We start from the raw sequence: 14411 nt of genomic DNA, 5'->3' as shown, positions 1-14411 counted from the left end.
CGAAACCGCCACCCGCTTGTTGTCCACGTGGGGCTGGGACAGCAGGAAGCGCCAGCTCTCCGTGAGCGCGGCGTCGAACTGGTCGTCGGAGGTCTTGGCCTGGATCTCGCCGCCGCTGACGATGTGGGTGGGCTCCGGATAGCCCAGTTGCTCGAAGACGTTCGGCGCAAAGGTGCTGTAGCCCAGGGCGGCGAATTTCCGGGCCTCGATCTTGATGTAATCCGTCAACCCACCCTTCGGGTGGATCAGCAGCAGCGCCGGCCCCGGCTCCGTCCGTTGCGGGTGCGCCAGGAACCCGGCGACGCCGTGGTCCTTTTTGTTGAACAAGCGCTCGATGAGCTGCATGGGTCCTCCCGGCTGGCGATGATGGCCGGGAGCGTAACACGATCCCGTGACACCGGAAAGAGCGCTTGCTGGTTTGAGAGGCAGCGACCCCCCGAATCGTCATTCCCGCGAAAGCGGGAATCCAGGTGGGGTGAGGAGGGAATCAGGTGTCGGTATGCTGCTTCCCTTCGAACGCGGCGAGCAGATCTTCGGGCAACGGCTCGAAGAAAATAGACGGGACCTTCATCCCTCGATCGATCCCCACGGGCCTCGGTTGGTTCGGCGGTCTGGTTAACGGACGAATTTCAGCCACGGGTATGTTGTTGCGGCAGAGAACAATCGTTTTTCCTTGCTCAACTTCTGCGACATAGCGGGCGAGTTGAGTTTCTGCCTTGAGGACGTCGACCCTGATCATGTTTGCACTATAGGATGTTGGTCGACCTGTTCAATGTTTCCAACGGCACTGCATCTCCGTAACAGGCCGGCCGCAACTTGACTTGCCACCCTAAATCGGCAAAGGGTACCGCTATGCGAGTCATTGATGCAGACGGACATGTGAACGAGTGCCCCGCGACCTTCGACGACAAGTACATGGACCCGGCGTTCCGGTCCCGGCGGCCAGCTATCGTCGGCTCGGGGGGCATGTTCTACTGGATGATCGGCGAGCAGGTCGTCCCGCGTCGGTCGGGCTTGGGCTGCAATAACTTCAGCACTCCGGCCAGGGTCGACGGCAAACCCACCCGGCACGGCGCGCTGATCGAGGGGAAGAACCTGGACAGCCTCGACAGCCAGGAGTTGACGGACCTGAACGCTCGCCTCGAGGCGATGGACGCCGAGGACATCGACATCCAGGTCATCTATCCGACCCTCTTCCTTGCCTATCCGCTGACCACCGAGCCCGCCCTCATGTCCGCCTTGTGCTCGTCCTACAACCGCTGGCTGGGCGACACGCTCTCGGGGAGCGACCGCCTCAAGTGGGCCGGGGTGGTCAACCTGGAGGACGTCCCTTCGGCCGTGCAGGGCGTCTACGAGGCCAAGAGCCTGGGCGCCTCGTCCATGATGGTGCTGGGGACCGCGGGCGATCACATGCTCGACAACCCCATGTTCCTGCCGTTCTACGAAGCCATGGCGGAGACGGACCTGACCCTGGGCGTGCACGTGGGCTGGTCGTGCCCGTCACTCAACAACCTCTACAGCGAGCTCTACCCCTCCTGGATTACCGCGTTCACCATGCCGTTGCTGATGGGCTTCGTGGCCTTCATGACCGGCGGCCTCCTGGACCGGTTTCCGAACCTGCGAGTGGTGTTCCTGGAGGCGGGCTGCCTGTGGATCCCGTTCGTCCTCGATCGCCTCAACCATCGGTACCCGCACGCTCACCGGCTGGCGAACCTCTACCCGCAGATCAACGTCAACGCCGCCGTCGAGCCCAACGAGTACCTCAAGCGCGGCAACCTGTACTGGAGCGCGGAGGTGGAGGACGACATGCTGCCCCGGGTCATGGACTTGGTGGGGGAGGGCCAGATCGTGTTCGGCTCCGACATGCCTCACTCGGACCGGGAACGCTACGCCGCCAAGACGCTACGCGAGCGGGACGACGTCAGTGAGTCGGGCAAGAACGCGATCCTGGAGAGCAATCCCGCACGGCTGTACGGGTTCTAGTGGCTCTAGTGGCCTGTAACGTCCGAATCGAGAACCCATATCCAAGGCGAATGCGGAACACCTGAACCGCAAGGAGAACTTGAATGTCGCTCAACACGTATCTCTTCTTCGACGGCAATTGCCGGGAGGCTTTCGAGTTCTACCGCTCGGTGTTCGGCGGCGAGTACGAGATGCTACAGACCTTCGGCGACGGGCCGCCGGACCTGAACGTGGCGGAGGAGGAGAAGGACCGCGTCATGCACGTCGCCCTCGCCGTTGGATCGGGCTTTCTGATGGGAAGCGACAGCGCCTCCGCCTTCGGTCCGCCTCCGGTTCAGGGGACCAACTTCGCGATATCCATCGACGGCGAGAGCAGGGAGCACTGCGACGAGGTTTTTGCGAGACTCTCGGAGGGAGGCACGGTCACGATGCCGATGCAGGAGACCTTCTGGGGTGCCTACTTCGGTAGTTGGATCGACCGGTTCGGCGTCAGTTGGATGATCAGCTACGAGTTGCCGCGCGAGTAGCCCGGGAAACTCGGCTCTACACCCGGAGGAGACATGGCAGAGAAGACGCTACAGGGCAGTTGTCTGTGCAAGGCCGTCCGATTTGAAATCAGTCCGCCGTTCATCCGCTTCGCCCACTGCTACTGCCTGCGCTGCCGCAAGGCCACGGGCGGGGTGAAGTCCAGCAACATCTCGGTGCCGCCGGATCAGTTCAAATGGATTTCCGGCGAAGAGGTGATCTCCCGGTGGGACATGCCCGAGGCGCGCGCGTTCGCCATTGCCATCTGCTCGAAGTGCAACTGCCCGGTGGCGCGCCCCACCCGGGACGGCTCGCGCATGACCGTTCCGGCGGGCAGTCTCGACGACGAGCCCGGCGAGGCGCCGTCGGCGCACCGCTACTGGGACAGCCGCGCCGGCTGGGCGGCGACCGACGAGTCCCACCTGCCGTACGAGGACTGACCGGACATGGCCGAACAGGACCGTGAATTCGTGGTGGGCTCCGTGTGGCCCACCAACCGCACCGGAACGCTGGGTGACAACGAGATGGACCGGCGTCTGCCGCCGGCCATCAAGCTCATCCACGTCACCATGGACTTCCAGGAGGGGACCCAGGAGGAGTTCACCCGCTCCATACCGGGCTACGAGGCCAAGGCCGCGGGGCTCATGGAGCAGAAGCCCGACCTGATCCGCGTGCTCGGCGCGCCGCCCTTCATGATCCTGGGGTTCGACGGCGAGAGCCGCGTGATCCGAGGCTGGGAGGAGAAGTACGGCGTGCCGATGTTCACGTCGGGACAGAACCACGTGCGCGCCATGAGGGCCTTGGGGATCAAGCGCCTGCTCGGCGGCACCTACCTGCCCGACAACCTCAACGACATCTTCGCCAGCTACCTGCGGGAGGCCGGTTTCGACGTTATCGCCATGGAGGGCATGGACGCGCCGTTCCACGAGGTGCCCAACATCCCGGCCACCGACATCGCCGAGCACCTGAAGCAGTCGTTCCGCGGCCACCCCGGCGCCGAAGCCCTGTACCTGCTGGGTTCCGCCTGGAAGATACTGGACGTCCTGGAAGACGTCGAGAACAGCATAGGCGTGCCGGTAATCTACCCCCTCACCGCCCGCTGCTGGGAAACCCAGCTACGCCTGGGCTTTCACCAACCCATCCCCGGCTACGGCCGGCTCCTGTCGGAGATGCCGGACCTGGGACCCGTGGTCAGCGGTTAGCGGGTACGAGACAGGTTACCGCTCCCTCCCGCCATTCCGCTAGCTAGTCCCCGGCTGCCGTCGCGGCCGAAATAGACGCGGTACCCTGGACCATAGTTATGTCAACCTCTCCTACGAGGCGAACCGCGGCATGGTCACGGGCGTGTACTCGTCCGGCGCCTGCGTGACCACGAGCTCCGGCTCGATGCCGTAGAGGCGGCGGGCGTTGCCGCCCAGCATCTTTTCCTGGGCGGTCTTGGGGACCTTGTGCTTGTTCATGTTGTCGATGGCTTCCCACACGTCGGCGGCGTCGAGGTGGGGCATGTCGGAGGACCACAGGCCGATGTCCTCGTACAGATCCCAGAGGCGGAAGGTGATCTCCTCGTCGCCTTCGAAGGCGATGAAGCAGCTCTTGTAGAAGACCTCCTTGGGGTCGCCGATGTTCTCGTTGGTGTGCCGGTAGAGCTCCAGGTAGCCCTCGGCCTTCTCCAGCACCAGCGGCAGCCAGCTCGAATTGGACTCCAGGATCGCCACCTTGAGGCGCGGGAACTTCTCCAGCCAGCCGGTCATCAGTACGACGCCGGTCCATGTCATGGCCTCGGCGATGAAGCCGTAGGCTGCGTCGCCGGCCTGCTTCGATCCCATGGCCTGCATGATGTTGGCGACGAACTGGCCGGGCGAGTAGACGAGGATGTCCTCGTCGCCGAACAGGCGCTTGCGGTCGGAGCCCATGCGCTCGGCCAGACCCGGCGACATGGCCTCGCCGCGGGACGGGAAAGTGTGCATGCCCAGCACCATGCCGAGTTCCTCGAACTCCTTCCACAACGGGTCGTACTCGGGGAAGGTGGGATAGCGGTTGAGCGCGATGATGGGCCGCACCAGCGCGGACTTGAAGCCGCGCTTGGCTACCCGCCGCAGCTCGTCGATGGCCCGGTCCACGTCCTGGAGGGGCAGCACCGCGGCGGGGTACATCCGCTTCCGGTCGGCGCCGCAGTAGTCGTACACCCAGTCGTTGTAGGCCCGCGCGCACAGGTGGGCGGCCTCGGCGTTCTCCACCAGCGGCAGGTAGACGAAGGTGGACGGGAAGATCATCACCTGGTCAATGCCGGAAGCGTCCATGTCCTTGAGGCGCACGTGGGGGTCCCGGGCGCTGGCGTTGCGGCCGACCGTTGCGTCCCATTCCGGGGTGCCGGGCTCGACGCTGCCGATCTCCTCCTTGGTCAGGCCGGGGTGCCAGGTCTCCGCCGGGTACTTCCACTCGTTGGGGCTGCGGAAACTGATGCGCGAGTTCCGCACCAGCACGAGGCGGTCGGCGTCCCGGTAGAAGTGCGTCTTGGCCAGCGAGCGATGACGCTCGGGGATGTACTTGTCCCACACCTCCGGGGGCTCGTAGATGTGGCTGTCGCAGTCGAAGACGGGAAAGTCCTTGGTACGACCCTTGGCGCTGTAAGGCATGATGATCTCCTCCAGTATCGGCGCCACGCGACGAAGAGCGGTGCAGCCGACGGCGATCGAGAACGCGGACAACAATTGGCATTGCCGGGACGGACGCCGGCTACAAGCCTGAATTGCAAATGCTCGCCGGGTTGTCAACGGAAACCGCGTCCGTTCCGCGCAGCCGCTCCCACAATGCAGGACAAGTTTTGTGTTGGCCAACGTGATAGTCTCGGGTTGACATTGAGACGCTCTCGTTGTCGGCTGACGTGCTTCGGTGGAGTCGGGATTTGGCGGGCCAGAACCGGAATGACAAGGCCGAGTCATTCGCCTCGCTCCATGTCTGTTCGGAGAAACGCAGTCATGCTCTTCAGGTCTACTCGTACGTGGCTTCAGGTTTGCGCGATGCTGGGGTTCCCCGCCTTGGCATTGTCGGGTTGTCTGGGCGCGGGCGATGGCGGCTCCAGGGAGGCGCTCCTCCATCGTCATGCGACGCCGGTGGAGGAATTTGCGTCCCCGTCCTCGGAACTCGGGCTCGGTGCGGAACAGACATCGGTCGTACCGAAGTTGCCCGAAGACGGCGACGGAGCACGGTCGGGTCTGATCGATGGCCGGCCGGTCGACGGCGACGAAAGGGAATCGGTGGACAGCGGGGATTCCGGGGAGGGGGGCGTCAGCGGCGATTCGACGGCGACGACACCGGGCAGCCGGCGTCTGGCGCGGATTCCGCGCAACAATCCGGAGGCCGATGATCTGCTCGATCACTGGGGCCGCCGCCCGCTGTCCAGTATCCTGGCGACACTCTCCTTGACGGCCCCGGCGGCCGAGGACAGCGCCGAGGGTCTGCGAACGCTTCGGACCACCGTCGCAACGGACGAGGGGACCTCGGTGGCACCGGATCTTGCCGATAACGACGATGTCCGGATTCTTGGCTCCCGGCACGGTATCACTTACGGACGCTGGATCGGGGGTCCCGCCGACACCCTTTCAATTCTTTTCACTCTTTCGCCGGCCATGCAGGAGAAGTCGGGGTTCCGTGCCATGGTCCGGCGCGCGGGCAAGGCGTGGAGCCATCGGATCGTCGATACCTGGTCCACGTGGGAGCGGGAGCCCGGTGCATTCAAGGGGTGGTTGATCAACGGGACCGAGCCCGATATCGAGGTGCGGGTCGGAGAGGGAGGCGAGGTCAGCACCGGTCTTGAGATCGACATCCGGGATGAAGACCTTCCTGCCGATACAGCCGGTTGGGCGAAAGAGGGAACGCGACGACCCGGCGCTTCGTGGGAACCTCGTTTCGGATCTCTCGATATCGACAGGACGCACCTAGCCGGGGCCGCGGAGAAGGATCTGTTCACAACGCTCGCCCATGAGATCGGACACGTCCTCGGTGCGTGGAAGGGTGGAACGGACACCGCCGGCTACGCCGACCATACGGATACCGCGGCGGGTACGTGGACCGGACCCAACGTGGTGGCCGTCTACGGCGCTCCCGCTCCGTTCCAGGACGATGCCGATCCGAAGGCATGGGTCGACGGAAAGCGGAATCCGACAGCTTCCCGGTACGACTTCAGCCATAGCGGCGTATGCGTCTCGCTCATGTCTTACTGCCGGAGCGAGGCAGCGTTGCCGGCCTTCACGCCCCATGCCATCGACTTCGCCTTTCTTGCGGATCTCGGTCTGACGATCGCCGAGGAGACGGACAGACCGGAGACCTACGGACTCGCGGGGTGGACCGATCAAGCGGCCTTCACCCTGTCGGTTTCGCGCGACCTGCGGGTGGCCGTGGCGGATCCACAGCCGTACTACGACGGTGCGGCCAACGATCCGTGGACGCTAGAAGTGCGCGATCTGCTGAATGTCGGGGTCGACGTGTTCGGCCAACGCAGCGTCGGAGACATTGGCGAATCCTACGAGACAACCGGAACGGTGCGCTATGCGGGAGGCTTGATCGGAGCAGCCGTGGACCGGGCCGCGTTGCCGCCCGTTACCGGACACGCGACCTTGGTGCTCGATCTCGGCACGCTGGACGGCAGGGCGAGCTTTACTTCGCTCGCCGTTCACACGGCCGGGACCCGGGACGTCTTCGCCGGCGGACGTCTGTACTACCCGTTCGAGTTCTCCGGCAACGCGCTCACCGGAACCAGCGCAACGTCGATCCTGCACGCGGACTTTTTCGGCCCGCTGCACGAGGACGTTGCGGGGGTGCTGCACGACCCCGTGGCCGGTCTGCTGGCGAGCTTCGGGGCCACGGAGGACGACCGTCCCAGCCGCGAGGCGGTGGTGACCTCGGCTGACTATCTGGCTGGATTGGCGCACCGGCGAGGATCGGCGGATGCCGCCGACGACGGATGGTATGGCTACCGGTGCGACGGGGATGCCGCCTGCGAGTCCCGCCATAGCACATCAACGGAATGGGGCGATTGGACAGAGATCAGCCGCGACGGCGTGCTGGCCGCCACCGCCGGTTGGGACTCCCGGGACAGTGCACGGCCGGACTCCGATCGGGGTTTCTTGAGGATGGAACGGCAGTCGTCCGCGGCCACGGACGGCGCTCGGGGACGTCACGTGCGCGACGCATACGTCGGGACGCTGGAGCACTCCGCGTTCGCGTCCGGCTTCGAGAAATACACGGACGAGTGGGCGGGGGCCGACGGAACGGCGGCGGGTTTCCATCGAGCCTGGACCGGAGTCCAAGGCGACTTGTCCGGGAGCATTCCGGACACCGTGGCCCGGTGGTCCGGCGTGATGGTGGGGTATGACCGCAGACATGCCGCCGGCGAGGCTGCCTTTGTGGAGGGGCTCGCGACGGCGGCGTTCTGGTTGAGCCGGAATCGGGTGAGCCTGGAGTTTTCCGAGGTCGGGAGCCGTGACGGCCTGCGGCAACTTGACGCCTTCGGCTTCACGGACCTCCAGTTGGACTCCGATGGAGCCTTCCGGGGCGGAGGTACGACGGGAATCGTCAACGGGGGCTTCTTCGGCGCCTCGCACGAGGAGGCCGCGGGGGCGTTTCACCACAACGCGGCGAAAGTCACCGGGAGCTTCGGCGCGCAGCGCATGGCGGATACCGTGACGCTCCGCGAGAGCGGTGCGACCAGGGACCTGGGGACTTTCTTCGCGTTCGACGACTGGGGGTTATGGGGTGAACAGTTCGGCGAAGCTCTCTTCGGCGCGTTCCTGGCACAGACCGTGAGGCAGGAGGGCACGGTAAACTACTACAGCTTTCCCGCCGGGCGCCTCGAAGGGAGTGTCTCGGGCGCCAATCCCGTATCCGGATCCGCGGTCTGGTCCGGGAAGGTGCGCGCCGTTGACGGATCGGGCACGACGTGGACGCCGGTCTCGGGGGATGCGCGGCTCGAGGTCGATTTCGGTGGCGCCACCGTCGACGTCGACTTCACCAACCTTGGAACCGGGTACGGCGATATGTCGTGGAGCGGTTTGCGGATCGTGAACGGCGCGTTCCGGCACACCCTCGGGAACGCCAACCTCTCGGGCGCGTTCTACGGAACCCAGCATCAGGGCGCGGCCGGCACATTCCGCCGCAGTGATCTGACGGGTGTCTTCGGCGCCGTCCGGCAGACCGGCGAGTAGGCGCGACAGTCTGCCGAACGATCGGAGATGCCGTCGCGGGTCGCCTCAAGCGGCGCGCGGGATGACGTGCACGTCCTCCGGCCGCCAGCCTACCCGCAGTTGACCGTGCGCGACCACCGCCGCCGCCTGCGCGCCCGGGATCCGGACCCGCAGAGGCAACGATCCGACGCGGCCGATGACCAGCACGCTGTCGCCGTAATGCACCGAGCCCTCCACGGTCATGTCGTACACGTTGAGGCCCTGACCGGTTTCGCCTCCCTGGAGGAGTCGTACGTTCTCCGGCCGCACCAGCGCATGGACGCGGCCGGCGCCGATGCCGCCGTCGGGGGGCGCCGCGACGATCTCTCCGAGGGAATCCACCGCCAGCCTGCCCGCGTTCGCGTCGACGACGGCGGCCTCGAAGAAGTTGCTGTCGCCGATGAAGTTCCCCACGAACCAGGTGGCCGGCCGGTGGTACATCTCCAGCGGTGGGGCGAGCTGCTCGATCTTGCCGTCGTTGAACACGGCCACCCGGTCGGACATGGTCATGGCCTCGGTCTGGTCGTGGGTCACGTAGATGGTGGTAATGCCCACCTCGCCGTGAATGCGTTTGATCTCCACCTGCATCTGCTCGCGCAGGTTCTTGTCGAGGGCTCCGAGCGGTTCGTCGAGCAGCAGGACATCCGGCTCGAACACCAGCGCGCGGGCCAGCGCAACGCGCTGCTGCTGGCCGCCGGACAGCTCCCGCGGGTACTTGGTGGCGAACTCCGAAAGACCCACCAGCGTCAGCGCCTTCTCCACCCGCGGCCGGATCTGTTCCCGGGGAAACTTGCGCATCCTGAGGGGGAAGGCGACGTTGATCTCGGTGGTCATGTGGGGGAACAGCGCGTAGTTCTGGAACACCATGCCGATGTTGCGCCGGTAGGGCCGGACGTTGGCGAGAGACCGGCCTTCCAGCTCCAGGACGCCGTCGGTAAGCTCCTCGAACCCGGCGATCATCAGCAGCGTGGTGGTCTTGCCGGAGCCGCTGGGGCCCAGCAACGTCAGGAACTCGCCCTTGCGGACGTCGATGGATATGCCGTCCACGGCATTGACGCGGCCGTCGTAGGACTTGACCACGTCTCGCAGGCATAGATAGGCGTCGCTCACGGTCACTCCTTGAACTGGTCCCGCCGCCACTTGAACGCTCCCGCCAGTCCCAGTTCGGCGACCTTGGCCTGGAAGTCGCGGTGCACCTGCGACTCGGTGGCATAGGTGGGCGCGATGAGATCCACGGAGCTGTTGAACGCCATGCGGATGCCCTGGGCTTCGAGGATACGGTTGATGGAGGTCCGGGCGCAGAATAGCGCCTCCGGCCCGATCAGTGCCAGGCGCCGGGCGTACTTGAGGGTGGCCTCCTCAAGCTGGTCCGCGGGCACCACCCGGTTGACCATACCGATGTCCCGGGCTTCCCGAGCGTCGATCATGTCGCCCATGTAGATGAGCTCCCGGGCGCGTTTGAGGCCGATGACCCAGGGCATCATCATGGCCGTGGCAGGGCCGGCGAAGCGTATCTCGGGCTCGCCGAAGAGGGCGTCTTCCGCGGCGATGGTGAGGTCGCACAGCATGGTCATGACGCAGCCCTCGCCCAGGGCATGCCCCTGAACGGAGGCGATGATGGGGGTATGCAGGTCCCAGATGGCGGTTGCCAGCCGCAGGCCGCGGCTCAGGCGGTGGTGGGTGCGGATGGCATGGTGCCGGTCCTTCTCGCGCTCCGGGTCGTTGCGCTCGACGTCGTGGCCCGCGCAGAAGCTCTTGCCTTCGCCGCGCAGCACGATGACGGTGACGCCGGGATCCTGATCGGACGCTTCCAGGGCGCCCAGGAGGGCCTGGGACAACGCGCGGTTGAGGGCGTTGCGCTTCTCCGGCCGGTTGAGGGAGATGATGCCTACGTCGCCGTCCTTGCGATACGTGAGCACTTGCTCGGAATCCGTCATGAATTGTTCTCCCGCGGGACGATCAGCGCGTCCACCACGATGCATCCCCGGCCCCGGGGAAGGGCCATCACCGGGTTCAAATCGATCTCGGCGATGGAGTCCCGCTCGGCCCAGGCGAACCCCGCGAGGGCGGTCAGGCACTCGCGTATCGCCTGCACGTCGCGCGGGGCCTGGCCGCGCACGCCTCCCAAAAGCCGGCGCCCCCGAGTCTCGCCGATCATGGCATTGACGTCGCCGTCGCGGAGCGGCAGTGGCCGCAGCGCCACGTCGTCGAAGATTTCCACCAGGACGCCGCCGAACCCGAAGGCCAGCACCGGTCCGAAGTCGGAGTCGCGGCTCACCCCCATGAACAGTTCCACCGCGTCCCGGACCATGGCCTGCAAGATGAACACGGCGTCGGCGGGTGGGGGCGAAATCCCTTCCAGCGTCGCCGCCATGTCATCGAAGGCGCCCGCCAACGCTGCCTCATCGGCGAGGCCCGCGACCACCAGTCCCCGTTCCGATTTGTGCGGGATGTCGTCGGACGCCACCTTGAGCACGACCGGATAGCCGATGTCACGGGCGGCTTGCAGGGCCTCGTCGCGCGACGCCACGATCGTTTCCCGCACCACCGGCACCCCGGCCTCGCCGAGCAGCTTCTTGGCGTCCACCTCGTTGATGTGCGCGCGTTCCCGGTTGCCGTTGCGCAGGCAGGCGGCGATCCGGGCGGTGGGCGGCGGCTCGGGCAGGGGATCGAATTGTGGCATGGCCCAGCGCGCCAGACGGTCCACCGCGCCCAGGCCCTGGCGTGCTCCGCCGATGGTGGGCACGCCGACCGCGCGCAGGGCGTCGGCGAATTCCTGTCGAAAGAGCCCCGGCCGGGTGTTCATGAAATAGCACGGCTTGGTCGTCCGCTGGGCCGTCTCGGCCAGGTACTGCGTGTACTGGGTGGGGACCATGGGCGAGTCGTCGCGGCTGTCGCTCACCATGACGATGGAGTCCACGTCGGGCTCCGCCACCAGCACCTCCAACGCGTGGGGCATGTTCACGTCGAATCTGCCGTCGCCCCAGGCATCGAGGGGGTTGCCGTCGCCGGTGATGGGGCCGATGACGCGCTCCGCTTCGCGGCGGCCGGCTTCGGACAGCGGCGCCAGCGAAAGGCCGGCGGCTCCGGCTACGTCCAGGATCAGTTCGGCCTGGCCTCCGGACGCCGTCACGACACCGAGCTTCCGCCCGCCGGGCCAGCGTTCCCCCTGGCAACACGCCAGCACCTCGGTCAACTCGTCCATGTCGCCGACCTCGATGGCCCGGTGGCGCTTGAGTACCTCGGAAAAGACTCGGGCCTCGCCGGCGAGGCCGCCGGTGTGGCTGGTGATGGCGCGGCGCGTGCGCTCGTTGCGCCCGACCTTGAGCACCACCACGGGCTTGCCCCCGTCCGCCGCCTTGTCCAGGGCGGCGACGTATCGTTCCGGGTCGCGGATGGTTTCGGTGAAGGTGGCGATGACCCGCGTGTCGTGGTCGTCGGCCAGGTACTCGATGAACTCGGCGGTGGTGGTCACCGCCTCGTTGCCGGTGGAGACCACGTGGCTGAAGCCGAAGCGGCGGCAGTCGGTCAGGAGCCCGATGGCGATGGAGCCGCTCTGGGTGACGATGGCGACGTTGCCCGGGAGTTTCTCGGGATGCAGCAGGTTGGAGGTGTAGAGGCTCGTGCGGTGGTGCGGGCTGAGAACGCCCATGCAGTTGGGGCCGCACATCGCCATGCCGGACGCGCGCGCCGCGGATTGCAGCGCCTGCTGCCGGCGCCGGCCTTCCTCGCCATGTTCCGCGAAGCCACCGTCCAGCACCACCGCGGCGCCGTAGCCGCGTGCCGCGGCCATCTCGAAGGGCTCGGTCACGAGCCGGTGGTTGACGCAGAAGACGATGGCGTCGATGCCTTCCGGAATTTCCTCCAGGCCGGGGTAGCAGCGCTTGCCCAGCACCGTCTCGTATCTCGGATTGATGGGATAGACCGTGCCGCCGTAGCCCATCCTGTCGAGCATCTCCAGGATGCGCCGGCCCGGGCCGCGGTTCTCGCTGGCGCCGTAGACCGCGATGGACCTCGGCTTGAGGAGTTGTTCAAGTGGCATGGACCGGCCTCTTGCGTGTCACCGCCGCGATCGCCGTGCCGATCAGCACCAGCGTGAACAGCAGGCTCGACACCACCGCGAGCACCGGGTCAGCCTCCAGCCGCACGCTCTCGTACATCTTCCGCGGCAGGGTGGAGGCGTCGCGCCCGGCGATGAAGATGGCGATGACGGTCTCGTCGAACGAGTGGAGGAAGGCGAACAGCGAGGCCACGAGGAAGCCCGGGCGCAGCACCGGCAGGGTGACGTGGAGGAAGGTCCGGAGCGGTCCCGCTCCGGCGCTCATGGCGGCGCGTTCGAGGTTGCGGTCGAAGCCTTTGAGCGTGGCGGATACGATCAGGAAGGCCACGGGCACGGACACACAGGAATGGGCGATGATGACCCCGATGTGGTTGTTGGTCAGGCCTACCGGACTGAAAACGGCGTAGTAGCCCAGCGCCAGCACGATGTGGGGGACCATGAGCGGCATCATCAGCAGGAAGTTCACCAGCCCGCGGCCCGGGAACCGGAAGCGCACCAGGGCGAAGGAGGCCGGCACCACCAGCGCCATGGTCACGAACATGGTGGCGGTGGCGATGATGGCGCTGTTGATGGTCGGCGCCGTCCACAGCTCGTTGCTGAAATATTCCCGGTAGTACCCCAGCCAGTAACCCGTGGGCGGGAACGCGAACGAGGGTGAGTCGCTCAGCGACATGGGGATGACGATGAACATCGGCGCCGCGATGAAGGCGCCGATGGCGATGGCGATGGCTCTCAGGAGGTTCATGGCGCGCACTTATCCCCAGAGCTTGTCCAACCCCACCAAGCGGTTGTAGACGGCCAGGAGCGCCATGGTGGTCGCCAGCAGCACCACAGCCATGGCCGAGGCGAAGCCCCATTCGAGAAGCTCCTCGATCTGCTCGCCGATGAGCCCGGCGATCATCTGGTCCCTGGGTCCGCCGAGCAACACCGGCGTGACGTAGAAGCCCAGGCAGATGATGAAGACCAGCGTGCAACCGTTGACCACCCCCGGCAGGCTCAAGGGCAGAAAGACCGTGCGGAATCCCTGGAACGGGGTGGCCCCCAGACTGGCGGCTGCCCGCAGGTGGTTCGGGTCGATCTTCTGCATGGCCGCGTAGATCGACAGGATCATGTAGGGGATCAGGATGTGCACCATGCCGAGGGTGGTGGCGAAGCTGTTGAACGGGATCTGCGGCACCGGATCGAAGCCCACCCAATCCAGCAGCTTGGTGACCGGCCCCTTGCTGCCCAGGATCACCAGCCACGAGTAGGTGCGGACGAGAAAGCTCGTCCAGAAGCTCATGGCCACCACCAGCAGCAGCGCGAACCCCAGGGTGCCGCCGTACCGTACGATGACGTAGGCCAGGGGATAGCCCAGGAGCAGACAGATCAGGGTCACCACGAAGGCGAACCAGAACGTGTTCCCCAGCACCCTGGCGTAGAGCGGCGACGAAAAGAACTCCCGGTAGTTGACGAGCGACAGCGTCGGGTCGGTGAAGCTGATGACGGCGACGTCCAGAAGCGGATAGACGAACAGGACGGCGATAAACAACACCGCCGGCGCGGAAAGCGTCCAGGCCGATATGTTGGCGCGGGAGCGCCACGGCCTGGACGCCTTCCTGCCGGCAGCGATGTCGGCGGGCCTTGCGGAGGTCGCATTCATT

Annotated in this window: 13 protein-coding genes; 5 read left to right on the top strand and 8 right to left on the bottom strand. The window is 66.0% G+C overall.

Annotated elements, in window-relative coordinates:
- Positions 1-345 (bottom strand): dienelactone hydrolase family protein (locus tag OXF11_16795; protein ID MCY4488754.1); only part of this gene is annotated, 345 nt, incomplete at its 3' end.
- A gap of 142 nt (positions 346-487) precedes the next feature.
- Positions 488-739 carry a type II toxin-antitoxin system Phd/YefM family antitoxin gene (locus tag OXF11_16790; GenBank protein MCY4488753.1) on the bottom strand — a complete coding sequence of 84 codons (252 nt, stop codon included), beginning with the start codon at positions 737-739 and terminating at the stop codon, positions 488-490.
- Positions 740-879: 140 nt separating this feature from the next.
- Here OXF11_16790 and OXF11_16785 point away from each other — a divergent pair, with 140 nt between their 5' ends.
- The 4 genes from OXF11_16785 (at position 880) to OXF11_16770 (ending at position 3689) form a co-directional block, all read left to right on the top strand.
- On the top strand, positions 880-1983 hold the full coding sequence (locus OXF11_16785) for an amidohydrolase family protein (protein ID MCY4488752.1): 1104 nt from the start codon (positions 880-882) through the stop codon (positions 1981-1983).
- An 83-nt stretch (positions 1984-2066) separates the two neighbouring features.
- Positions 2067-2489, top strand: coding sequence for a VOC family protein (locus OXF11_16780; GenBank protein ID MCY4488751.1), 423 nt, complete (start codon positions 2067-2069; stop codon positions 2487-2489).
- A 33-nt stretch (positions 2490-2522) separates the two neighbouring features.
- Positions 2523-2927 carry a GFA family protein gene (locus OXF11_16775; GenBank protein ID MCY4488750.1) on the top strand — a complete coding sequence of 135 codons (405 nt, stop codon included), beginning with the start codon at positions 2523-2525 and terminating at the stop codon, positions 2925-2927.
- Positions 2928-2933: 6 nt separating this feature from the next.
- A complete protein-coding gene (locus tag OXF11_16770) occupies positions 2934-3689 on the top strand; it encodes a hypothetical protein (GenBank protein MCY4488749.1) in 756 nt (251 codons plus the stop codon).
- A gap of 111 nt (positions 3690-3800) precedes the next feature.
- On the opposite strand, the gene OXF11_16765 is transcribed toward OXF11_16770, so the two are convergent.
- The gene (locus OXF11_16765; GenBank protein MCY4488748.1) at positions 3801-5123 is read right to left on the bottom strand and encodes an amidohydrolase family protein; all 1323 of its coding nucleotides are present in this window, start codon (positions 5121-5123) and stop codon (positions 3801-3803) included.
- Positions 5124-5507: 384 nt separating this feature from the next.
- Between OXF11_16765 and OXF11_16760 the strand changes: the two genes are divergently transcribed.
- Complete coding sequence (locus tag OXF11_16760; protein MCY4488747.1) at positions 5508-8690, top strand: hypothetical protein; 3183 nt, start codon at positions 5508-5510, stop codon at positions 8688-8690.
- A 45-nt stretch (positions 8691-8735) separates the two neighbouring features.
- On the opposite strand, the gene OXF11_16755 is transcribed toward OXF11_16760, so the two are convergent.
- Genes OXF11_16755 through OXF11_16735 form a run of 5 tightly spaced genes read right to left on the bottom strand, consistent with a single transcriptional unit; the run spans position 8736 to position 14410 of the window.
- Positions 8736-9818 carry an ABC transporter ATP-binding protein gene (locus tag OXF11_16755; protein ID MCY4488746.1) on the bottom strand — a complete coding sequence of 361 codons (1083 nt, stop codon included), beginning with the start codon at positions 9816-9818 and terminating at the stop codon, positions 8736-8738.
- A gap of 2 nt (positions 9819-9820) precedes the next feature.
- The gene (locus tag OXF11_16750; protein MCY4488745.1) at positions 9821-10645 is read right to left on the bottom strand and encodes an enoyl-CoA hydratase/isomerase family protein; all 825 of its coding nucleotides are present in this window, start codon (positions 10643-10645) and stop codon (positions 9821-9823) included.
- Entirely contained in the window at positions 10642-12750 is a 2109-nt protein-coding gene (locus tag OXF11_16745) for an acetate--CoA ligase family protein (GenBank protein ID MCY4488744.1), read from the bottom strand. The genes OXF11_16750 and OXF11_16745 overlap by 4 nt, the downstream gene beginning before the upstream one ends.
- Complete coding sequence (locus tag OXF11_16740) at positions 12740-13513, bottom strand: ABC transporter permease (protein ID MCY4488743.1); 774 nt, start codon at positions 13511-13513, stop codon at positions 12740-12742. The genes OXF11_16745 and OXF11_16740 overlap by 11 nt, the downstream gene beginning before the upstream one ends.
- A gap of 9 nt (positions 13514-13522) precedes the next feature.
- Positions 13523-14410 (bottom strand): ABC transporter permease, encoded by an 888-nt coding sequence (locus OXF11_16735; GenBank protein MCY4488742.1) that lies wholly within the window; start codon positions 14408-14410, stop codon positions 13523-13525.
- Between the last annotated feature and the right edge of the window lies 1 nt (position 14411).

Source organism: Deltaproteobacteria bacterium (genome assembly GCA_026712905.1).
Classification (GTDB): domain Bacteria; phylum Desulfobacterota; class Binatia; order UBA9968; family JAJDTQ01; genus JAJDTQ01.
Note: the sequence above shows the minus strand (reverse complement) of the source record. Positions and strands in the feature narration are given on the sequence as shown.

Coding starts and splice junctions, on each gene's coding strand:
- OXF11_16790 (MCY4488753.1), bottom strand. CDS start 739: ATGATCAGGGTCGACGTCCTCAAGGCAGAAACTCAACTCGCCCGCTAT.
- OXF11_16780 (MCY4488751.1), top strand. CDS start 2,067: ATGTCGCTCAACACGTATCTCTTCTTCGACGGCAATTGCCGGGAGGCT.
- OXF11_16775 (MCY4488750.1), top strand. CDS start 2,523: ATGGCAGAGAAGACGCTACAGGGCAGTTGTCTGTGCAAGGCCGTCCGA.
- OXF11_16770 (MCY4488749.1), top strand. CDS start 2,934: ATGGCCGAACAGGACCGTGAATTCGTGGTGGGCTCCGTGTGGCCCACC.
- OXF11_16765 (MCY4488748.1), bottom strand. CDS start 5,123: ATGCCTTACAGCGCCAAGGGTCGTACCAAGGACTTTCCCGTCTTCGAC.
- OXF11_16760 (MCY4488747.1), top strand. CDS start 5,508: ATGCTGGGGTTCCCCGCCTTGGCATTGTCGGGTTGTCTGGGCGCGGGC.
- OXF11_16750 (MCY4488745.1), bottom strand. CDS start 10,645: ATGACGGATTCCGAGCAAGTGCTCACGTATCGCAAGGACGGCGACGTA.
- OXF11_16745 (MCY4488744.1), bottom strand. CDS start 12,750: ATGCCACTTGAACAACTCCTCAAGCCGAGGTCCATCGCGGTCTACGGC.
- OXF11_16740 (MCY4488743.1), bottom strand. CDS start 13,513: ATGAACCTCCTGAGAGCCATCGCCATCGCCATCGGCGCCTTCATCGCG.
- OXF11_16735 (MCY4488742.1), bottom strand. CDS start 14,410: ATGAATGCGACCTCCGCAAGGCCCGCCGACATCGCTGCCGGCAGGAAG.